The sequence below is a fragment of the Klebsiella sp. H-Nf2 genome, from assembly GCF_002806645.1.
Taxonomy (GTDB): Bacteria; Pseudomonadota; Gammaproteobacteria; order Enterobacterales; family Enterobacteriaceae; genus Klebsiella; species Klebsiella variicola.
In genome coordinates this window covers 274,838-295,171 of the sequence record NZ_PIBL01000003.1, presented here as the reverse complement: position 1 = coordinate 295,171, position 20,334 = coordinate 274,838, and the positions used below count along the sequence as shown (strand labels likewise).

Below are 20,334 nucleotides of genomic sequence, written 5' to 3'. Positions count from 1 at the left end.
AAGGGCCGCTGACGGCCCTTTTTGTTAGCGTTTTTCCGCCAGCCCTTTGCTGAGCGCAATGCCCATCGGCAGCCAGAACAGCACCCAGGTCTCCCGTGGGTTGCTAATGATAAACATCCCCTGCGAGGCCATAAAAACCAGCGCGTAGAACAGGATCGCCAGGCTGTAGCGGCTGTCGGTGCGGCGCTTGCGCCACGCCTGCCATAGCCCACAGGCAATGACCGCCAGCAGCAGCAGTAACCCCACGATGCCGCCTTTCAGCAGGGCACCCATATACACGCTGTGGGTGGTAGTGATGTGCTCACCGCTGTAGTTGATGAAATCCAGTTCATAGCTGAAGCCGCGCCCCAGCCACGGCTGGCTGGCCATCTCCGACAGCGTATGGTGCCAGATGCTCAGGCGCAGCCCGCTTTGGGTGCCAAGCTCTTCAAAACGGGCGAGCAGCATGTCACCCACCGGCGTCATGACCAAAAGCAGCGCTACCAGTACGGCCAGCGCCGCGGCGATCAGCAGGTTGCGGCGGGTGAAGACGTGCAGGTGCAGCGTACAGCCGACCGCCAGTACCAGGGCGATGATCGGCCCACGGCTTTGGGTGAGCAGCAGCATCACCAGCATGATGGCGACCGGCAGATAGAGCCAGTGGCTGGCTTTTTCTTTCAGTAGCATGCCGCAGATTAAAATGCCGATGCCGCAGTAACCGGCAAGGTCGATAACGTTCGTTGGCCCGGGGTTCTCGGGGGAGACCGCTCGTGCAGTGAGGACCAGCGTGTGGTCGATAATCAGCGTCCACAGGGAGAGCACGGTGATCCCGCCAACCACCGCCAGCATGGCCAGACGGCGGGTTTGTCCGTCGCTGAGCAGCATCGCCATCAGCAACAGATACCCCGTCAGATACACGCCGTGGGTGATCGGCGAGTCAATATGCTGCGGCGTATGCCCCCACAGGTTACTGAGGGCGTAATAGATAAAGAAAGCCGCCAGCAGCGTCCAGGTCTGCCACTGCTCGCGTAACACCCCGGCCAGCGCCTGGCGATTTTCCTGGCGTACCAGCGACAGCAACAGCAACAGGAGCGATAAATGCAGCAGATTATTGGTCCGGGTGGACATGCAAAAAATCGCGCTGAAAAATAAAAATAAAGGAAAGACAATCGAGTAACCCTGTCTGGCGTAGTTACTCATTTTTAAAGTACTCATTAAACGCAACCTTTTCGAAGATAGTATCCGGCACAGCGCTTTCTGGAGAAAAATTAATCACCCGGACCTGACGTTGCTGCAGTACCTGAGCGGCATGCGCAAAGGAGGGCATGACGAGGGTATCCACTTTTGTTGCCAGGTACGAAGGCAATTTTTCTTGTTGTGTTTCATAGAATCGCGGCTGGTTAAAGTTGGTCATATCCAGGCCGCTCACCAGGATAGTATTGAAGCCCAGCCAGGCGAGAATTTGCAGCGCCCAGTAGACCACCGTGCCGGCATCGAAGATGCCCTGGCGAATATCGGTGCTAAAGCAGATATCCGGGCGCTGGGGATGAAAGCACATCGCCGCATTCTGCTGGTAAGTGCGCTTTATCGCTTCGCTGGCGACTTTCGGCTGGTAAATCTTATAGCAACCGTCCTCAATCAACGCCAAACGGCAGCGTAGTGCGTCCCCATAGCGATCGAGGATCTTGGCAATTCCGTGCATGGTAGTGAACAGCAGAATCTCCGGCTGGCTGACAATGGCGCGGATAATGTCAGGCTTCTTATCGAAAAATTCCATGTCGACGATGGTATAGAGCGAAAAGTGCAGCCTGTCGGCAAGATGCCAGGCGCCATTGACGCCCATCACCGGGATCGTTTCCGATAACAGGGAAAAGTCGATATTACGGGTTGAGGGGCCGGTGGCGGTCAGCAGGACTTCGCCCTGCATGCTGTTTTTCAGCGCGCTCAGGCTGACCAGCGGCACCGTTTTCCCTTTATAGCGTAACGCGCTGATTTCGCCGCTCGGCGCGCGCGTAATGCGGGTAAAAGGCCACAGATTTTCATTGTGACGATAAGCGCGAGGGCGTGTATAGCGGTAGATCTGTTTAAACAGGGATCCCATCAGAGCAGCCCCTGATTTTGCAGGAGAAGATGAACCCGACTGGCCGGAATATCGCTGGTGCTGGTGCTGTTTTCCGGCCTGACGATATGCTGGTTTTTACCGTATCCGCCAATCAACCCCGGATCGGTCGGGCCGTAGAGCGTGAAGTTCGGTTTATCCAGCGCAGCGGTCAAATGGCTCAGTCCGGTATCGACCGAGACGACGGCCCGGGCGCTGGCCAGGACCTGCGCCACCTGCTCAAGGCTCATACGCGGCAGCACTTCAACATACTCACGTCCTTCCGCCAGTCGTTTTGCCCGCGCCTCTTCGTGCGGGGCGCCCCACGGCAGCTTAATGCGGACGCCACTGTCGGCCAGCAGATCGAGAAGCTCCTGCCAGCGGGTTTCTGGCCAGTGTTTATCGTCGCGGGTGGTGGCGTGCAGGAACACCAGATAGGGCGCGGTAGCGCTAGCCTCGTGCTGCAGGAAATGGCGCGCAATGGCGTAATCCCCCTGCGTCTGGGGTTTCGCGTAGCCGAGGCTTTTGGCGAACAGCTCACGGGTACGCTCCACCGCGTGCTGCTGTTTCGCGATATGATGGCGGCGATTGTAAAACAGGCTCGCCAGCGGCTCGCGGGCCGTTTGCCAGTCCATACCGTGCTTCACGCCGTGTGCCAGGCGAGTGACCAGCGCGGCGCTTTTCACCAGCCCCTGGGCGTCGATGATGGCGTCATACTTTACCGCCTGAACAGCCTCGCGGAAGGCTTGACGCTCCGCTTTAATCGGCGCGGAAAACCAGGCTTTACGCCAGCGGCGAATCGCCACTGGAATCACCCGGTCGACGTTTTCATGCCAGGAGGGGATCTGCGCGAAACCCTCTTCAACCACCCAGTCGAAGCGAATGCCGGAGATGGCCTGCGCAGCGTCGGTTAGCGCGGGCAGCGTGTGTAGCACGTCGCCCATGGACGAGGTTTTTACGATCAATACCCGCATCCGTTACGCTTCCTCGTGCTCGGTTTTTTCCGTCAACAATTCGTTCAGCTCTTGCAGGACGCGTTCTGGCGTGATGTCGATCAGGCTTTGATGATAGCCTTCCGCGGCATCGCCTTTGCGCACTTTGTGGTAGCCGCTAATCAGGCGGATCACGCGCGCTTTATGCGACAGCGGCGGGGTGAAGTCCGGGCTGCTCGGACCGTACAGTGCCACCAGCGGGCGGTCCAGCGCGGCGGCGACGTGCATCAGCCCCGAATCGTTAGTCACTACAGCTTTACAGGCGGCAATCAGGATCACGGCCTGTTCCAGCTGGGTTTCACCCGCCAGATTACGGCACCAGGCCTGCTGCTCGCTGCTGAGGGCGGCGATGATCTCTTTGCCGGCATCGTTATCTTTCGCCGAGCCGAAAAGCGCAATCTGATAGCCATCGTCGATAAGCTTTTTCGCCAGCGCAGCATAGTGATAGTGCGGCCAGCGCTTTGCCGGTCCGAATTCCGCGCCGGGGCAGAAGCCGATGATCGGCCGCTCGTTTGAGAGATTAAAGGCGTTGCAGGCCTGTGATTTTTCGCCATCGTTGACCTGCAGCTGCGGCCACAGCAGTGGCTGCGGCAGATCTTTGGCGCAGCGCATCACGCCGTTGTCGTAGGCCAGTGCCACGTAGCGTTCCACCATCAGCGGCCAGGCGTCTTTATCCAGCACCCGGGCGTCGTTGAGCAGGCCGTAGCGCATCTCGCCGCGCCAGCCGGTGCGCAGCGGGATGTTGGCAAAGAAAGGGACTAATGCCGATTTAAACGAGTTTGGCAGCACGTAGGCACGATCGTAGCGACGCTCGCGCAGGCTGTGGCCGAGCTTGCGGCGTTCGCCGATAGCCAGCGCGCCGTGGCCCAGCGGCATCGGGATCGCTTCGTTCACTTCCGGCATGCGCGATAGCAACGGACGGCACCAGGCTGGCGCCATCACGTCGATAATCGCCTGGGGATAGCGCGCCCTGAGCGTACGATAAAGACTTTGCGACATCATCATGTCGCCCACCCAAGACGGGCCTATCACCAATATTTTCATGCTTGTTTCTTACGCGTCGCGATTCAGCCAGGCCATATATTCCGTTACGCCTTCGGCAACGGTTTTGAACGGTTTGTCATAGCCCGCTTTGCGCAGGTTAGTCAGATCCGCCTGGGTGAACGCCTGGTAGCGGCCTTTCAGTTTGTCCGGGAACGGGATGTACTCGATGCTGCCTTTCTTGTGGTACGCCAGGGTCGCATCGGCGACGGCCTGGAAGGATTCCGCGCGGCCAGTGCCGAGGTTGAAGATCCCGGAAACGCCGTTTTCCCAGAACCACAGGTTAACGGCGGCAACGTCGCCCACGTAGACGAAGTCGCGCTTGAAGCCGTCGCTGCCTTCAAACAGTTTCGGACTTTCGCCATTATTCAGCTGGGTGTTGAGGTGGAAAGCCACGCTCGCCATGCTGCCTTTGTGGCCTTCGCGTGGCCCGTAGACGTTGAAGTAGCGGAAGCCGACGATCTGCGAATTGGCTTCCGGCAGGATCTGGCGGACGTATTCGTCGAACAGGAATTTGGAGTAGCCGTAGACGTTCAGCGGCTGTTCGTACTCGCGGGACTCGATGAAGTCGCTGGTGCGCCCGCCGTAGGTGGCCGCGGAAGAGGCGTACAGGAACGGAATCTCGCGCTCCAGGCAGTAGTGCAGCACTTCTTTAGAGTACTGATAGTTGTTGTCCATCATGTACTTGCCATCCCACTCTGTGGTGGAAGAGCACGCGCCTTCGTGGAAGATCGCTTCGATTTCACCGAACTCTTCACCCGCCATAATCTGGATCAGAAAGTCTTCTTTATCCATGTAGTCAGCGATGTTCAGGTCAACCAGGTTCACAAACTTGGTGCCGTCTTTCAGATTGTCGACAACCAGAATGTCGGTGATGCCTTTGTCATTCAGCGCTTTAACGATGTTGCTGCCGATAAAGCCTGCGCCGCCGGTAACGATGATCATAACTGTACCTTTGAAGTTGGGAGCCCGAAGACAATCCGGGCATGAATGCTCATATCATATCACCACATGAGCAAGCCTACAGCCATTCGCAGAATAAGGTGCTGGGCTGACGTGATTTATGCTGCAAATAATTCATTCAGGCCTGCATCATCTCGTATCAGCGTATAGCTTTGGGTAATATGTGCCAAATTTTGCCGAATCTGGAGAGTTGCAATGCGTGGTGATTTCTACAAACAGTTAACGAGTAATCTGGAAACCGCTCGGGCCGAAGGCCTGTTCAAAGAAGAGCGGATCATCACCTCGGCGCAGCAGGCGGACATTACCGTCGGCGACAGCCACGTGATTAACTTCTGCGCCAATAACTATCTGGGTCTGGCGAACCACCCGGAACTGATTGCCGCGGCGAAATCCGGCATGGACAGCCACGGCTTCGGGATGGCCTCGGTGCGCTTCATCTGCGGTACCCAGGACACGCATAAGCAGCTGGAGAAGAAGCTGGCCGATTTCCTCGGGATGGAAGACGCGATCCTCTACTCCTCCTGCTTTGACGCCAACGGCGGCCTGTTTGAAACGCTGCTCGGGCCGGAAGACGCCATTATCTCCGACGCCCTGAACCATGCCTCGATCATCGACGGCGTGCGTCTGTGTAAAGCGAAGCGCTTCCGCTATGCCAACAACGATATGCAGGAGCTGGAAGCGCGTCTGAAAGAAGCGCGCGAGGCCGGTGCGCGTCATGTGCTGATCGCCACCGACGGCGTCTTCTCGATGGATGGCGTGATCGCCAACCTGAAAGGCGTTTGCGACCTGGCGGATAAATACGATGCGCTGGTGATGGTCGATGACTCCCACGCCGTCGGCTTCGTCGGCGAAAACGGCCGCGGCTCTCATGAATATTGCGACGTGATGGGTCGCGTCGACATCATCACCGGCACGCTGGGTAAAGCGCTGGGCGGCGCCTCCGGCGGCTACACCGCCGCGCGTAAAGAGGTGGTTGAGTGGCTGCGCCAGCGTTCCCGTCCGTATCTGTTCTCCAACTCTCTGGCGCCGGCCATCGTGGCCGCCTCCATCAAAGTGCTGGAGATGGTTGAAGAGGGGGCAGACCTGCGCGATCGCCTGTGGGCTAACGCGCGTCTGTTCCGCGAACAAATGACCGCGGCGGGCTTCACGCTGGCGGGCGCCGACCACGCCATCATTCCGGTGATGCTGGGTGAAGCGGTGGTGGCGCAGAACTTTGCCCGCGAGCTGCAGAAAGAAGGGATCTATGTCACCGGCTTCTTCTATCCGGTGGTACCGAAAGGCCAGGCGCGTATTCGCACCCAGATGTCGGCGGCGCATACCCCTGAACAAATTGAGCGTGCGGTGGAAGCCTTTACCCGCATCGGCAAACAACTGGGCGTCATCGCCTAATAAGGGTGTGAGATGAAAGCGTTATCCAAACTAAAAGCGGAAGAAGGCATCTGGATGACCGACGTACCGGAACCGGAAGTCGGCCATAACGATCTGCTGATTAAAATCCGCAAGACCGCCATTTGCGGGACCGACGTGCACATCTACAACTGGGATGAGTGGTCGCAGAAGACCATTCCGGTGCCGATGGTGGTCGGTCACGAATACGTCGGCGAAGTGGTGGGGATTGGTCAGGAAGTGCGCGGCTTTAAGATTGGCGACCGCGTCTCCGGCGAAGGGCATATCACCTGCGGCCACTGCCGCAACTGCCGCGCGGGCCGCACCCATTTGTGCCGCAACACCATCGGCGTGGGCGTCAACCGCCCGGGCTGCTTTGCCGAGTATCTGGTGATCCCGGCTTTTAACGCCTTTAAAATCCCGGACAATATTTCTGATGACCTGGCGTCTATCTTCGACCCGTTCGGCAACGCGGTACACACCGCGCTCTCCTTCGATCTGGTCGGGGAAGATGTACTGGTTTCCGGCGCCGGTCCGATCGGCGTGATGGCGGCGGCGGTGGCGAAACACGTCGGCGCGCGTAACGTGGTGATCACCGACGTCAACGAGTACCGTCTTGAGCTGGCGCGCAAAATGGGCGTGACCCGCGCGGTGAACGTGGCGAAAGAGAACCTCAATGACGTGATGGCCGAACTGGGCATGACCGAAGGTTTTGACGTGGGTCTGGAGATGTCCGGCGCGCCGCCGGCGTTTCGCAGCATGCTCGATACCATGAACCACGGCGGCCGCATCGCGATGCTGGGTATCCCGCCGTCGGATATGTCCATCGACTGGACCAAGGTCATCTTCAAGGGGCTGTTTATCAAAGGTATCTATGGTCGCGAAATGTTCGAGACCTGGTACAAGATGGCGGCGCTGATCCAGTCTGGTCTGGATCTTTCACCGATCATCACCCACCGCTTCGGCATTGATGACTTCCAGAAAGGTTTTGACGCGATGCGCTCCGGCCAGTCCGGTAAAGTGGTTCTGAGCTGGGAATAACGCCTCCGGTCTGTTGTAAAAATCAGCAAAAAAGGCGCCTGCGGGCGCCTTAATTTAGATTTGGATAACATTTTTAGCCTGCTTAATATTAAGCGCACAATTTCTACATCGATTTTACGGTTATTCGCTTATACAGTGTGTTTAGTCGCGGTTTAACTTTGTAACTATCATGCTTAAACTCTCCGTATGCTTACTGACCTGTAACTCTGCGCGCCTGCTGATGGAGGTGCTGCCGCCGCTGCTGAAGGTGGCCGATGAATGTATCGTCGTCGACTCCGGCAGCACCGACGAAACGGTCTCTATTTGTCAGCAGTTTGGTCTCACCGTCCATCACCATGCCTATAAAGCCCACGGCGCCCAGATGAACTATGCCATCGGGCTGGCCAGCCATGACTGGGTGCTGTGCATGGACAGCGATGAGATTCTTGATAACGACGTGGTGGCGGCCATTCAGGCGTTAAAAGCGGGCGAGGAGCCAGACCCAACCTGCGCCTGGCGTTTGCCGCGCTACTGGTTTGTGCTCGGCACGCAGGTGCGGACGATCTACCCCATTTCCTCGCCGGATTACCCGGTGCGCCTCTTTAACCGCCAGCAGGCGCGGTTTAACGATCGGCCGGTGGATGACCAGGTGGTCGGACACGCACGCTCCGTCAGGCTGCCGGGCTTCGTTCGCCATGACACCTTTTATTCGCTGCATGAAGTGTTTAATAAGCTGAACAGCTATACCACCCGGCTGGTGAAGCACCAGCCGGTCAAACCTTCGCTGACGCGGGGGATCGTCAGCGCCATTGGCGCTTTCTTTAAGTGGTATCTGTTTAGCGGGGCATGGCGCTATGGCAAGGTCGGCGTAGTCACTGGCCTGTACGCCACGTTTTACAGCTTTCTGAAATATTTTAAGGCGTGGTACGCCCACGAAGATAACCAGGCGCCCGTCGCGCAAAAGCGAACGGACCCCTGAGTGGTCTAGTTGCCTGGATTGTCCCAGCCCTGCCATTTGAGGCGATAGTACTGGACCAGCGCGCTCTGGCTGATGCTGTCGCTGAGGATAGTGAAGAAGCGGCTGGCGTTCACGGGCTCCAGCGGCTGCTTCGGCTTGCAATACTTCACGCCGTGGAACGGATTACGCGGTTTCTGCTGCGTTGGCAGTGTTTGTTGCGCAGGCGGCTGAGCATAGTTTGGCGTCGAGTTGTCGACCTGTGGCTCGTTCAGCAGGCTGCTCGGGCGCACCAGCGTGATATCCGGCGGCAGGTTATAGACCATCTGCTGCAGCACCCTCACCGTCGTCGGATGCGGATGGCCAATGGCTATCGCCGAACCGTTGCGCCGCGCCAGGGCGATGGCGCGATTGAACTGGGTGCGGATATCGGCTTCATTCTGCGTATCGTCAAGAAACACCTTGCGCTTGATCACCTTCACCCCAGTGCCCTGCGCGGCGCGCATGGCCTGGGTATTGCCGATGGTGACGCTGTCGAGAAAATAGAGATTGTAGCGCTCCAGGGCCTGCATCACCTTCTGCATGCCAAACAGGTTGGAGGTCATCGCACTGCCCATATGGTTATTCAGCCCGACGGCGTAGGGGACTTTGCCGTAAGCCTCGCGAATGATGCGCTCGATCTCCTCGCTGCTCATCTCGGGGCGCAGGGTGTCTTTTTCCAGCGGCTGTTTGCTGAGCGGCGCCATCGGCAGGTGGATGAGCACTTCATGGCCCAGATTATGCGCTTTAGTGGCCATTTCCCGGGCGTGCGGCGCGTTCGGCAGCACGGCGACGGAGATAGTTGACGGCAGCGCCAGCACCTGATTCTCGGTCTGCGGGCGGTAGCCAAAATCGTCAATAACGATGGAGAGTTTGCCAGCGAACGCTGGCGCCGCCAGAGCCAGCGAACCGGCTACGGCAAGAGCAATTGCGCGAAATTGAAGCAAAACTTATCTTCCCAACCACGGCTGTGGATTGACCGCCTGACCCTGGCGGCGAATTTCGAAATAGAGCGACGGACGGCCCTGACCGCCGCTGCTGCCTACGAGCGCGATAGGCTGGCCGGCACGCACCTGCGTACCGACGCTGACCAGCGCGCTTTGGTTATAGCCATACAGGCTCATGTCGCCTTTGCCATGTTCGACCACCACCACCAGACCATAGCCCTGCAGCCAGTCGGCCAGAATGACCCGACCATCGGCAATGGCTCTGACTTCGGTACCTTCAGACGCGGCGATAACCATCCCTTTCCAACGTAGTTCACCTTGCAGCTGTTCGCCATATCGATGAAGGAGCGGACCGCGAACCGGCCAGAACGCCTGACCGCGCGGCGAGCCCAGCCCGCCGGTGCGTGACATCAGCGAACGCTCGCTTTCCGTTGGTTTATAGGTGGTGCCTTTGCGCGACGCTTCCTGCTGGCGGTCGCGCACCGCCTGTGCATCGCGTGCTTCCCGATCGGCTCGGGCTTTGGCGGCAGCCTCCGCCTGGGCGATACGACCGCGTAGGCGCGATTCGTTAGCCCGCATTTCACTTAGCTGTTGCTGACCCTGCTGAATGGAAGACTCCAGCCCGGAAAGGGTCTTTTTCCGTTCGTTACGCGCCTGCTCCAGCTTCGCCTGCTGGGCTTTTTGCTCGTAGACCAGCGTCTGCTGCTGGCTCTGCTTCTCTTCGAGCATCGATTTTTGCACCGCCATCTCTTCGCGCGTTTTCTTCAGTTCCGCGATAGTCTCCTGGCGAGCCTGGTTGAAATAGCTGAAATAGACCTGCATCCGCTGGTTGCGCTGACCCTCTTCACCGCTCAGCACCATCTGGATGCCGGTATGCGGCCCCTGACGGAACGCGGCATCAAGCTGCGCGGCGAGGTTACGCTCCTGAGACGCGCGCTGGCGCTCCAGCTTCGCGAGAGAAGCGTTCATCTCGTCAATTTGCTTATTGAGCTGGTTCAGGCTGTCCTGGGTTTCGCGGAGTTTGCGGGTCGCGGCGGCGATCGCCTCTTCCTGCGCCCTGAGCTGGGCGAGCAGGGTTTCGCGCTGCTGCTGCTGTTGCTTAATCGCCCGCTGTTTGGCGGCGATGTCGGCCTGAATAGATTTTAGCTGATCGCGATCGTCGGCGTGAGCAGATGACGCGCACAGCAATACGCCAGCGCTGAGCGCGCTGGCGTAAAGGACGGATCGAACTGCCGTTGCGATCCATGTAGTTGAATACGTCGCCTTTCCCCTCATGGGGAAGGATTATTCCACGATGAACAGCGGCTTGCCAGTCATCTCTTGCGGGATTTCCATTCCCATCAGCGACAGCATGGTCGGGGCGATGTCGGAAAGTTTACCGCCATTGACCGCTTTGACCGCTTTGTTACCGACGTAGATCAGCGGAACCGGCAGGTTGGTATGGGCGGTGTGCGCCTGACCAGTGGCCGGGTCGCGCATCTGCTCGGCGTTGCCGTGGTCGGCGGTGATCAGCAACTGGCCGCCAACGGATTCCACTGCCTGAGTCACCTGGTCGATGCAGTGATCCAGCGCTTCAACCGCTTTCACTGCCGCTTCCATCACCCCGGTATGGCCAACCATATCGCCGTTCGGGTAGTTACAGATGATGGTGTCGTATTTGCCACCTTTGATGGCGGCGACCAGTTTCTCGGTCAGCTCGGCAGAGCTCATTTCCGGCTGCAGATCGTAGGTCGCCACTTTTGGCGAGTTAATCAGAATACGCTCTTCGCCTTTAAACGGCTCTTCTACGCCGCCGTTGAAGAAGAAGGTGACGTGAGCGTATTTCTCAGTTTCGGAGATGCGCAGCTGGGTTTTATCGTGCTTCGCCATCCACTCGCCGAAGGTGTTAGCCAGCGAGGCGGGCGGATAAGCGCAGGCGACTTTGATGTCGGCGGCGTATTCGGTGAGCATCACGAAGTCGAGGTTAACCACTTTCTTACGCGCGAAGCCGTCGAAGTCGGCGTTGACGAAGGCGCGGGTGATTTCACGCGCGCGGTCAGCACGGAAGTTCATGAAGATCAGCGCGTCGCCGTCTTCCATCGCGGCATCGGCCTGGCCGGCGGCGCGGATAACGGTCGCTTTGACGAATTCGTCGTTTTCATCACGGGCGTAGGCAGCCTGCAGACCTGCGACGGCGGTATCCGCCTGGAATTCGCCTTTCGCCAGGGTCATCAGGTCATAAGCTTGTTCCACGCGATCCCAACGGTTGTCGCGGTCCATGGCGTAGTAGCGGCCAATGATAGATGCGATGCGGCCTTTGCCCAGCGCGGCAAATTTGGCTTCGAATTTTGCCAGCGTTTTTTCCGCACTGCGCGGCGGCGTATCACGGCCATCAAGGAAGGCGTGCAGGTAGATTTTCTCAGCGCCGCGCTCTGCTGCCAGCTCCACCATCGCCATGATGTGATCTTCGTGGCTGTGGACGCCGCCCGGAGACATCAGGCCCATGATATGCACCGCTTTACCGGCGGCGACCGCTTTGTCGACCGCGGCGGTGAGTACCGGGTTGGCGAAGAAGGTGCGTTCTTTAATTTCAACATCGAGACGGGTCAGGTCCTGGTAGACGATACGACCGGCGCCCAGGTTGACGTGGCCTACTTCAGAGTTCCCCATCTGACGGTCCGGCAGGCCGACTTCCAGGCCGGATGCATCGATCAGGGTATGCGGACGTTTGGCCCACAGGGCATCCATTACCGGCGTTTTAGCGCTGTAAATGGCGTTATCCTGTTGGTCTTCGCGATAGCCGTAGCCATCCAGAATCACCAGTACCATAGGTTTTTTAGAAACCGACATTGCGACAACCTCATGCTCAAAGACAGAAATTTTGCGTAATTTTACTACAGCTGAATCGTTTAAATCCCCGTGAAAGATCAAAGAAAGGGAAGGGGCGGTGCCAGAGGCGATGGCGAAGGCGGTTTTTTTTTCGTGACCGGCCGCAGAAAATACATTACATCGCGCTCACTGGCTGTATTTGCCGCAATGCACAGGTATACTCCTTCCCTGGTTTTTTATCACTTAGTCGGGAGTTGTAACCCCCCATGCAAGAAATTATGCAATTCATCGGCCGTCACCCGGTCCTGAGCATCGCGTGGATCGCGCTGCTGGGTGCGGTACTGTTCACCACCTTTAAAGGGTTGATGTCGAAAGTTAAAGTCATCACTCGTGGTGAAGCGACGCGTCTTATCAATAAAGAAGATGCGGTGGTGGTCGACCTGCGTCAGCGTGACGATTTCCGTAAAGGCCATATTGCCGGCGCCATCAACCTGCTGCCTGCCGATATCAAAGCCAATAACGTCGGCGAGTTGGAAAAACACAAATCGCAACCCATTATTGTGGTAGACGGTTCCGGTATGCAGGCGCAAGAGCCAGCCAGCGCGCTGAACAAAGCCGGGTTTGAAAAAGTCTTTGTACTGAAAGAGGGCATCGCTGGCTGGAGCGGCGAAAACCTTCCTCTGGTACGCGGCAAATAACTTACCTCGCGTGGTAATGCCGCCGCGCTTTCCCCTTCATGCCTGACGTGAGGGGAAGCTCAGGCTGCGGCGTAAAACCCCCAGGGTAAAAACAGGAGTAAAGTCATGGCCAATATTGAGATCTACACCAAAGCGACCTGCCCGTTCTGCGTACGCGCGAAAGCGCTGTTGAACAGCAAAGGCGTAACGTTCCATGAGTTGCCGATCGATGGCGATGCCGCGAAGCGTGAGGAGATGATCCAGCGCAGCGGACGGACGACGGTTCCGCAGATTTTTATTGATGCGCAGCACATTGGCGGCTGTGACGACTTGTATGCGCTTGATTCACGTGGTGGACTTGATCCCCTCTTGCGCTAATTTTTGCGCGCTTTCCCTGGCGGAAGCGCGTATTTAAGGACAACACGAAAGGGTTTTACTATGTCAGAACAAAACAGCACCGAAATGACCTTCCAGATCCAGCGTATCTATACCAAAGATATCTCTTTTGAAGCGCCGAACGCGCCGCAAGTTTTCCAGAAAGACTGGCAGCCGGAAGTTAAACTTGATCTGGATACCGCCTCCACCCAGCTGGCTGAAGGCGTTTATGAAGTGGTGCTGCGTGTGACCGTGACCGCCGCGCTGGGCGAAGAAACCGCGTTCCTCTGTGAAGTACAGCAGGGCGGTATTTTCTCCATCGACGGCATCGACGGCACCCAGATGGCGCACTGCCTCGGCGCATACTGCCCGAACATTCTGTTCCCGTACGCGCGCGAGTGCATCACCAGCCTGGTTTCCCGCGGTACCTTCCCGCAACTTAACCTTGCGCCAGTGAACTTCGACGCGCTGTTTATGAACTATCTGCAGCAGCAGGCTGGCGAAGGTGCTGAACAACATCAGGATGCCTGATGAACGCACTTAATGCTGCAATGACTGTGATCGGTGCCGGCTCTTACGGCACCGCTCTTGCCATCACCCTGGCAAGAAATGGCCACCACGTTGTGCTCTGGGGCCACGACCCGAAACATATCGCGACGCTGCAACACGATCGCTGCAACGCCGCGTTCCTTCCCGATGTGCCTTTCCCGGATACGCTGCATCTTGAGAGCGACCTGGCTACGGCGCTGGCTGCCAGCCGCGACATTCTGGTCGTGGTGCCAAGCCATGTGTTCGGCCAGGTATTACGTCAGATTAAACCGCTGATGCGTCCCGACGCACGTCTGGTGTGGGCGACTAAAGGCCTGGAGGCTGAAACCGGCCGCCTGCTGCAGGACGTGGCGCGTGAAGCGCTGGGCGATGATATCCCGCTGGCGGTGATCTCGGGGCCAACCTTCGCCAAAGAGCTGGCCGCCGGCCTGCCGACGGCGATTTCTCTGGCAGCGACGGATCCGCAGTTTGCCGAGGATCTGCAGCACCTGCTGCACTGCGGCAAGAGCTTCCGCGTCTACATCAACCCGGACTTTATCGGCGTGCAGCTCGGCGGTGCGGTGAAAAACGTCATCGCCATCGGGGCAGGTATGTCGGACGGCATCGGCTTCGGCGCCAATGCGCGTACGGCGCTGATCACCCGCGGGCTGGTGGAAATGTCCCGTCTTGGGGCGGCGCTGGGCGCCGATCCAGAAACCTTTATGGGCATGGCCGGCCTGGGTGACCTGGTGCTCACCTGCACCGACAACCAGTCCCGTAACCGTCGCTTCGGCATGATGCTCGGCCAGGGTATGGACGTGCAGAGCGCCCAGGACAAGATTGGCCAGGTGGTCGAAGGCTACCGCAATACCAAGGAAGTTCGCGTTCTGGCACAGCGTTTAGGTGTCGAAATGCCAATAACCGAGGAAATTTATCAGGTATTGTATTGCGGAAAAATTGCGCGCGAGGCAGCATTGACCTTATTGGGTCGCGCCCGCAAGGACGAGCGCAGCAGTAATTAGCTTTCCTTTGTCACCTGAATGACCCTGCCAGCGCAGAACTGGCAGGTCATTATCATATCGTCTGGAGTATGCAATGCCGTGTGAAGAACTGGATATCGTCTGGAATAATATTAAAGCCGAAGCCCGGGCTCTGGCTGACTGTGAGCCGATGCTCGCCAGTTTTTACCACGCTACGCTACTCAAGCATGAAAATCTGGGCAGTGCGCTGAGCTATATGCTGGCCAACAAGCTGGCCTCGCCGATTATGCCGGCGATCGCCATTCGCGAAGTGGTGGAAGAGGCCTATGCCGCCGATCCGGAAATGATCGCCGCCGCCGCCTGCGATATTCAGGCGGTGCGCACGCGCGACCCGGCGGTGGATAAATACTCCACGCCGCTGCTCTACCTGAAGGGTTTTCATGCGCTGCAGGCCTATCGTATCGGCCACTGGCTGTGGACTCAGGGCCGACGCGCGCTGGCGATTTTCCTGCAAAATCAGGTCTCCGTCTCGTTCCAGGTGGATATTCACCCGGCGGCGAAAATCGGCCGTGGGATCATGCTCGACCACGCCACCGGCATTGTGGTCGGCGAAACGGCGGTGATTGAAGATGACGTCTCTATTCTGCAGTCGGTTACCCTCGGCGGTACCGGTAAAACCAGCGGCGACCGTCACCCGAAAATTCGCGAAGGCGTGATGATTGGCGCCGGGGCGAAGATCCTCGGTAATATCGAAGTGGGACGTGGGGCGAAGATTGGCGCCGGTTCGGTGGTATTGCAGCCGGTTCCGCCGCACACCACCGCGGCGGGCGTACCGGCACGCATCGTCGGCAAGCCGGAGAGCGACAAGCCGGCGATGGATATGGATCAGCATTTCAACGGCATCCACCACACCTTCGAGTACGGCGACGGGATTTGATGTATTGCTATTTGCCGGCGTTAAGCTCAGATATGTAACCCGGATAAGGCGCGGCGCGCCGCCATCCGGGAATGGCTCAGGTTAGCTGCGCAACACGGCGCCCGGATACCCCAGCTGGCGCCAGGCCTCATACACCACCACCGACACCGCGTTTGACAGGTTCATGCTGCGGCTGTCCGGCATCATCGGAATACGGATTTTCTGCTCTGGCGGCAGGGCATCGAGGATGCTGGCCGGCAGACCGCGGGTTTCCGGGCCAAACATCAAGAAATCGCCATCCTGATAGCTCACTGCGCTGTGCGCCGGCGTGCCTTTGGTGGTCAGAGCGAACAGACGCTGCGGCTGCGCGCTGGCAGTAAACGCCGCGTAATCCGTATGGCGCTGCACGGCAGTGAACTCGTGATAGTCCAGCCCGGCGCGTCTCAGGCGCTTATCGTCCCAGGTGAAGCCCATTGGCTCAATGATATGCAGACTGAAGCCCGTGTTGGCGCACAGGCGGATAATATTCCCGGTGTTCGGCGGGATCTCTGGTTCGAATAACACGATGTTCAGCATACTGCCCCCTTAATTGCGGGGGGCAGAATAGCAGATATTTGGCGAACCCTCACCCCGGCCCTCTCCCTGAGGGAGAGGGGGAAAACCGGCGCCGGTCGGTGAGCCGGAGGGGGGCTGGTAAAGGACTCACCCATCAGTCGATACTTCTCGTGGACAGAGGCTCAGGGAAACGCCGCCGCTAACCTGTCTGCCGGACAGTCCCCTCTCCCTTTGGGAGAGGATTAGGGTGAGGGGAGAGAATGACGCCGCCGCCTACGCGGCGTTATTCTGCTTCAGCGCATCGAAGGTCTGCAGCGCTTCGGCATTCTGCACCAGCGAATCACGGCTGATTTCACGGATGGTTTTCGCCCCGGTCAGGGTCATCGCCACTTTCATTTCTTTCTCGATCAGGTTCAGCAGATTCGCCACTCCCTGCTTACCGTGGGTCGCCAGGGCGTACAGATACGCGCGGCCCAGCAGTACGCTGTCGGCGCCCAGGGCGATCATCCGCACCACGTCGAGACCGTTGCGGATGCCGCTGTCGGCGAGAATAGTAATGTCGCCTTTCACCGCGTCGGCAATCGCCGGCAGGGCGCGGGCCGAGGAGAGCACGCCATCGAGCTGGCGGCCGCCGTGGTTGGAGACCACAATGCCGTCAGCGCCGAAGCGCACCGCGTCGCGGGCGTCTTCCGGATCGAGGATCCCTTTGATCACCATCGGGCCGTCCCAGAAATCGCGGATCCACTCGAGGTCTTTCCATGAAATCGACGGATCGAAGTTATTCGCCAGCCAGCCGATGTAATCCTCCAGACCGGTTGGTTGGCCGAGATAGGCGGAGATATTGCCCAGATCGTGCGGGCGACCGTTAAGGCCGACGTCCCACGCCCACTGCGGATGAGTCACCGCCTGCCAGTAGCGGCGCAGGGCGGCGTTCGGGCCGCTCATGCCGGAATGGGCGTCGCGGTAGCGGGCGCCAGGGGTCGGCATATCGACGGTAAAGACCAGCGTCGAGCAGCCTGCGGCTTTAGCGCGCTCCAGCGCATTGCGCATAAAGCCGCGGTCGCGCAGAACGTACAGCTGGAACCACATCGGGCGCTTGATGGTCGGGGCGACCTCTTCAATCGGGCAAACGGAAACGGTAGAGAGGGTGAACGGAATGCCTTTGTCGTCTGCTGCACCCGCCGCTTGCACTTCGCCGCGGCGGGCGTACATGCCGCACAGCCCGACCGGCGCCAGCGCCGTCGGCATCGCCAGCTTCTCGTTGAACAGAGTGGTCTCGAGACTCAGGTCCGACATATTGCGCAAAATACGCTGGCGCAAGGCCACATCGGAAAGGTCCTCGACGTTGCGGCGCAGGGTATGTTCGGCGTAGGCGCCGCCGTCGATATAGTGGAACAGAAACGGCGGCAGGATACGCTGTGCGGCGGCGCGATAGTCGCTGGCGGCGGAAATAATCATCACGAGTTCTCCCTGGAATTTTCATTGTGGTCACCGGGCAGGCGGGTAATTCGCGCCTGGCGGGCCTGGTCTTCATCAAAACGTTTAATCGTGGCGTGGACAAAACCTAAGTGGCCCATCATCGCCTGGCGCGCCGCCTCGGCGTCACCGGCAACAATAGCCTCCATCACGGCCTGGTGCTGTTCGGTCAGGCGGGCAAACACCGGCGGCACCTGATACATGCGCTGGCGGCTCTGCTTAACGGAGGAGTGCAGCAGGTCGAAAAAGCCGCGCATGGTTTGCAGGAGCACCACGTTATGCGAGGCTTCGGCGATCGCCAGATGGAAGCGGACATCCGCCTGCGAGGCGATATCCGGATCTTCACTCTGGGTCGCTTCAAAGCACAGACGAATTTTTTCTTTATCGGCGTCGGTCGCCCGCATCGCTGCGTGCCACGCGGTGCTGGCCTCAATGGCGTGGCGGGCTTCGAGGATGTCAAAACTGTAGTCGGGGTCGTCAGCCAGCAGCGTCTTCAGCGGCTGGACGATGTTTTGCTCAGACCAAGGCTCATGCTGCCAGCGGACGAAGGTGCCGCCGCCGCGACGGCTCAGCAGCAGCCCTTCGTTGACCAGCATCGCCAGCGCTTCGCGCAGGGAATTGCGCGAGACGCCGAGCTGGGCGGCGAGCTGGCGTTCAGCGGGCAGTCGCATGCCCGCCTCCAGCTGTTGTTCTTCAATCAGCGCCCGGACGCGACGCGCCACATCGTCGGCCAGGCGTTTAGGCATCACTATCACGGGATCATCCAGGTTAAAACGTAGGCCTGCAGCGTGGTGATCAGGCCTACCATGCAGGTGAAGATCAGGCTGTGTTTGACGGTAAAACGGAACAGATCCGACTCTTTACCCACCAGGCCTACCGCGGCGCAGGCGATGGCGATCGACTGCGGGGAAATCATCTTGCCGGTGACGCCGCCGGTGGTGTTGGCCGCGACCAGCAGAATATCGGAGACGCCAATCTGCTGCGCCGCCGTTGCCTGCAGCGCAGCAAACAGGGCGTTAGACGAGGTGTCCGAACCGGTCAGGAATACCCCCAGCCAGCCAAGGAACGGCGAGAAGAAGGTAAATGCGTGGCCGGTATGGGCCAGCGCCAGTGCCAGGGTCGACGACAGCCCGGAGTAGTTGGAGATAAAGGCGAACGCCAGCACCATACCGATAGAGTAGATTGGCAACGCCAGATCCTTCAGTGTCCCGGCGAAGGTGGTCAGCGCGTCTTTCGGCTTCATGCGCAGCCAGACGATGGACAGCAGGGCGGCGAACAGAATGGCGGTGCCAGTTGCCGACAGCCAGTCGAATTTATACACCGCGGCGTATGGCGTCGCGGCGCTAACCACCGGCGGCATACGGGCAACCATTTTGTCGAGGAACGGCACCGAAATATTGATGACGAAGTCATACATTGCGCCGCCCGGTGCGAACAGCGCTTTAAACGGCGGTACGCTCCACAGGGTCACGGTGGCGGTCAGGAACAGGAACGGCGACCAGGCGCGGATCACTTGTCCCGCGGTGTAGCGGGTGCGAGCCAGCGTCATATCCACCTGCGAGGCGCCGATATCGCCGAAGCGGAAGATGCGCACCGGCTGCCAGCGTTTGAGGAACAAGGTCAGACAGACCAGGGAGACCAGCGACGAGATGATGTCCGGCAGCTCCGGGCCAAGGAAGTTAGAGCTGAGGTACTGGGCGATGGCGAACGAACCGCCTGCAACCATCACCGCCGGCCAGGTCTCTTTGATGCCCCGCCAGCCGTCCATAATGGCCATGATCCAGAACAGGACGATAATGGTCAGGAACGGCAGCTGGCGGCCCACCATCTGGCCGATGGCGAAGCTGTCGATACCGGTCACCTGGCCGGCGACCAGGATCGGGATGCCCATCGCGCCAAAGGCCACCGGCGCGGTGTTGACGATCAGGCACAGGCCAGCCGCATACAGCGGGTTAAACCCAAGACCGACCAGCAGCGCGGCGGTAATCGCGACCGGCGCGCCGAAACCCGCTGCCCCTTCGAGAAAGGCGCCGAACGAGAAGCCGACGATCAGCATCTGCAGGCGCTGGTCCGGTGTAATCGACAGGATCGATGAGCGGATGATGTCGAACTGCCCGGTCTTCACCGAGATTTTATAGACGAAGACCGCGGCGATAATAATCCACGCGATAGGCCACAAGCCATAGAAGAAGCCGTAGACCACCGAGGCTAAGGCGCGATCCACCGGCATTTTATAGAACAGCAAGGCGACGGTCAGTGCGATAGCGACGGTCCAGGTGGCAGCGATATAGCCTTTCAGTTTGAGCTTAATCAGCGCAAAAAAGAAAAACAGTATCGGTAGCGATGCGATAAGACTGGATAACCAGATATTACCGGCGGGATCGTAGTTTTGTTGCCAGAGATTCATGCAGGGTCTCCATCGGGCCGCCAGGAGAGGAGGGCTGAGTCTGCGCTCATTGCCGATCCCATCGTAGGTAAAATTGGCCCGGCCAATTAAGGGTATCAGGGTTGATGACAACGAATGGTTAATCAGATGTTGCTCTTAAGCAACGTGTTTGTGATGTATTTTGATGGATTTGTGAACTGCTGGGGGGTGGAT

At 58.8% G+C, this 20,334-nt stretch carries 20 protein-coding genes; 8 read left to right on the top strand and 12 right to left on the bottom strand.

What is annotated here, in order from left to right:
• Positions 1 to 24 precede the first annotated feature (24 nt).
• Genes CWM58_RS11765 through rfaD form a run of 5 tightly spaced genes read right to left on the bottom strand, consistent with a single transcriptional unit; the run spans position 25 to position 5,055 of the window.
• Positions 25 to 1,194 carry an O-antigen ligase family protein gene (locus tag CWM58_RS11765; protein ID WP_165785772.1) on the bottom strand — a complete coding sequence of 390 codons (1,170 nt, stop codon included), beginning with the start codon at positions 1,192 to 1,194 and terminating at the stop codon, positions 25 to 27.
• Positions 1,172 to 2,080, bottom strand: coding sequence for a sugar glycosyltransferase (locus CWM58_RS11760; protein ID WP_100680971.1), 909 nt, complete (start codon positions 2,078 to 2,080; stop codon positions 1,172 to 1,174). Before CWM58_RS11760 ends, CWM58_RS11765 begins: the two co-directional genes overlap by 23 nt.
• A complete protein-coding gene (gene rfaC, locus CWM58_RS11755) occupies positions 2,080 to 3,051 on the bottom strand; it encodes a lipopolysaccharide heptosyltransferase RfaC (protein WP_100680970.1) in 972 nt (323 codons plus the stop codon). The genes CWM58_RS11760 and rfaC overlap by 1 nt, the downstream gene beginning before the upstream one ends.
• 3 nt (positions 3,052 to 3,054) lie before the next feature.
• The gene (gene rfaF, locus CWM58_RS11750) at positions 3,055 to 4,113 is read right to left on the bottom strand and encodes an ADP-heptose--LPS heptosyltransferase RfaF (RefSeq protein WP_061152962.1); all 1,059 of its coding nucleotides are present in this window, start codon (positions 4,111 to 4,113) and stop codon (positions 3,055 to 3,057) included.
• 9 nt (positions 4,114 to 4,122) lie between these two features.
• Positions 4,123 to 5,055: an ADP-glyceromanno-heptose 6-epimerase gene (rfaD, locus tag CWM58_RS11745; protein ID WP_061152963.1), complete on the bottom strand. Its 933-nt coding sequence runs from the start codon at positions 5,053 to 5,055 to the stop codon at positions 4,123 to 4,125.
• Between the two features lie 213 nt (positions 5,056 to 5,268).
• Here rfaD and kbl point away from each other — a divergent pair, with 213 nt between their 5' ends.
• The 3 genes from kbl to CWM58_RS11730 all read left to right on the top strand — a co-directional run bounded on the left by kbl (position 5,269) and on the right by CWM58_RS11730 (position 8,458).
• Positions 5,269 to 6,462, top strand: a complete 1,194-nt coding sequence (kbl, locus tag CWM58_RS11740) for a glycine C-acetyltransferase (RefSeq protein WP_100680969.1) — start codon at positions 5,269 to 5,271, stop codon at positions 6,460 to 6,462.
• A 12-nt stretch (positions 6,463 to 6,474) separates the two neighbouring features.
• Positions 6,475 to 7,500, top strand: a complete 1,026-nt coding sequence (gene tdh / locus CWM58_RS11735) for an L-threonine 3-dehydrogenase (protein WP_004205051.1) — start codon at positions 6,475 to 6,477, stop codon at positions 7,498 to 7,500.
• A gap of 169 nt (positions 7,501 to 7,669) precedes the next feature.
• Complete coding sequence (locus CWM58_RS11730) at positions 7,670 to 8,458, top strand: glycosyltransferase family 2 protein (RefSeq protein WP_061152965.1); 789 nt, start codon at positions 7,670 to 7,672, stop codon at positions 8,456 to 8,458.
• Positions 8,459 to 8,463: 5 nt separating this feature from the next.
• Here the strand turns inward: CWM58_RS11730 and CWM58_RS11725 are convergent, their stop codons facing one another.
• The 3 genes from CWM58_RS11725 to gpmM are packed head-to-tail and all read right to left on the bottom strand — an operon-like array spanning position 8,464 to position 12,249.
• Positions 8,464 to 9,420 carry a divergent polysaccharide deacetylase family protein gene (locus CWM58_RS11725; protein ID WP_061152966.1) on the bottom strand — a complete coding sequence of 319 codons (957 nt, stop codon included), beginning with the start codon at positions 9,418 to 9,420 and terminating at the stop codon, positions 8,464 to 8,466.
• Between the two features lie 3 nt (positions 9,421 to 9,423).
• Positions 9,424 to 10,695: a murein hydrolase activator EnvC gene (gene envC, locus CWM58_RS11720; RefSeq protein WP_061152967.1), complete on the bottom strand. Its 1,272-nt coding sequence runs from the start codon at positions 10,693 to 10,695 to the stop codon at positions 9,424 to 9,426.
• Between the two features lie 9 nt (positions 10,696 to 10,704).
• On the bottom strand, positions 10,705 to 12,249 hold the full coding sequence (gpmM, locus tag CWM58_RS11715; RefSeq protein WP_100680968.1) for a 2,3-bisphosphoglycerate-independent phosphoglycerate mutase: 1,545 nt from the start codon (positions 12,247 to 12,249) through the stop codon (positions 10,705 to 10,707).
• Positions 12,250 to 12,494: 245 nt separating this feature from the next.
• On the opposite strand from gpmM, the gene CWM58_RS11710 reads away from it, so the two are divergent.
• From CWM58_RS11710 to cysE, 5 genes are all read left to right on the top strand, one after another.
• Positions 12,495 to 12,926 (top strand): rhodanese-like domain-containing protein, encoded by a 432-nt coding sequence (locus CWM58_RS11710; RefSeq protein WP_008806855.1) that lies wholly within the window; start codon positions 12,495 to 12,497, stop codon positions 12,924 to 12,926.
• Positions 12,927 to 13,031: 105 nt separating this feature from the next.
• Positions 13,032 to 13,283, top strand: coding sequence for a glutaredoxin 3 (gene grxC, locus CWM58_RS11705; RefSeq protein WP_008806856.1), 252 nt, complete (start codon positions 13,032 to 13,034; stop codon positions 13,281 to 13,283).
• Positions 13,284 to 13,343: 60 nt separating this feature from the next.
• Positions 13,344 to 13,811, top strand: coding sequence for a protein-export chaperone SecB (gene secB / locus CWM58_RS11700; protein ID WP_040226392.1), 468 nt, complete (start codon positions 13,344 to 13,346; stop codon positions 13,809 to 13,811).
• Positions 13,811 to 14,830 carry an NAD(P)H-dependent glycerol-3-phosphate dehydrogenase gene (gpsA, locus tag CWM58_RS11695; protein ID WP_008806857.1) on the top strand — a complete coding sequence of 340 codons (1,020 nt, stop codon included), beginning with the start codon at positions 13,811 to 13,813 and terminating at the stop codon, positions 14,828 to 14,830. The genes secB and gpsA overlap by 1 nt, the downstream gene beginning before the upstream one ends.
• 73 nt (positions 14,831 to 14,903) lie before the next feature.
• Positions 14,904 to 15,725, top strand: a complete 822-nt coding sequence (gene cysE, locus CWM58_RS11690; protein ID WP_061152969.1) for a serine O-acetyltransferase — start codon at positions 14,904 to 14,906, stop codon at positions 15,723 to 15,725.
• An 81-nt stretch (positions 15,726 to 15,806) separates the two neighbouring features.
• Here cysE and trmL read toward each other — a convergent pair whose 3' ends face one another.
• The 4 genes from trmL to lldP all read right to left on the bottom strand — a co-directional run bounded on the left by trmL (position 15,807) and on the right by lldP (position 20,142).
• Positions 15,807 to 16,280: a tRNA (uridine(34)/cytosine(34)/5-carboxymethylaminomethyluridine(34)-2'-O)-methyltransferase TrmL gene (trmL, locus tag CWM58_RS11685; RefSeq protein WP_100680967.1), complete on the bottom strand. Its 474-nt coding sequence runs from the start codon at positions 16,278 to 16,280 to the stop codon at positions 15,807 to 15,809.
• Positions 16,281 to 16,532: 252 nt separating this feature from the next.
• Positions 16,533 to 17,717, bottom strand: a complete 1,185-nt coding sequence (lldD, locus tag CWM58_RS11680) for an FMN-dependent L-lactate dehydrogenase LldD (protein ID WP_008806858.1) — start codon at positions 17,715 to 17,717, stop codon at positions 16,533 to 16,535.
• Positions 17,717 to 18,490, bottom strand: coding sequence for a transcriptional regulator LldR (gene lldR / locus CWM58_RS11675; RefSeq protein ID WP_100680966.1), 774 nt, complete (start codon positions 18,488 to 18,490; stop codon positions 17,717 to 17,719). The genes lldD and lldR overlap by 1 nt, the downstream gene beginning before the upstream one ends.
• Complete coding sequence (lldP, locus tag CWM58_RS11670) at positions 18,487 to 20,142, bottom strand: L-lactate permease (protein WP_061152972.1); 1,656 nt, start codon at positions 20,140 to 20,142, stop codon at positions 18,487 to 18,489. Before lldP ends, lldR begins: the two co-directional genes overlap by 4 nt.
• Between the last annotated feature and the right edge of the window lie 192 nt (positions 20,143 to 20,334).